The organism is Salipaludibacillus sp. CUR1, assembly GCF_021028955.1.
In the GTDB taxonomy this organism is placed as follows: Bacteria; Bacillota; Bacilli; order Bacillales; family Salisediminibacteriaceae; genus Salipaludibacillus.
The window spans coordinates 1-609 of record NZ_JAIWPE010000092.1 but is presented as its reverse complement, the minus strand read 5'-3'; the positions used below and the strand labels follow the sequence as shown (position 1 = coordinate 609).

Genomic DNA, 609 nt, shown 5'->3' with positions numbered 1-609 from the left:
CTAGGAGGTTGGCTTAGAAGCAGCCACCCTTTAAAGAAAGCGTAATAGCTCACTAGTCGAGTCGGCCTGCGCGGAAGATGTAACGGGGCTCAAACCATACACCGAAGCTACGGGTATCACGTAAGTGATGCGGTAGAGGAGCGTTCTGTAAGCCTGTGAAGGTGAGTTGAGAAGCTTGCTGGAGGTATCAGAAGTGCGAATGCTGACATGAGTAACGATAATGGGTGTGAAAAACACCCACGCCGAAAGACCAAGGTTTCCTGCGCAACGTTAATCGACGCAGGGTTAGTCGGTCCCTAAGGCGAGGCTGAAAAGCGTAGTCGATGGAAAACAGGTTAATATTCCTGTACTTCTGGTTATTGCGATGGAGGGACGGAGAAGGCTAGGCCAGCTTGGCGTTGGTTGTCCAAGTTTAAGGTGGTAGGCTGGAATCTTAGGTAAATCCGGGATTCTAAGGCCGAGAGCTGATGACGAGTGTTCTTTTAGAACACGAAGTGGTTGATGCCATGCTTCCAAGAAAAGCTTCTAAGCTTCAGGTAACCAGGAACCGTACCCCAAACCGACACAGGTGGTTGGGTAGAGAATACCAAGGCGCTTGAGAGAACTCGG

1 rRNA gene is annotated in these 609 nt (G+C 50.2%); it reads left to right on the top strand.

Annotated elements, in window-relative coordinates:
* Positions 1-609 (top strand): 23S ribosomal RNA (locus K8O68_RS15640); the annotation flags it as partial.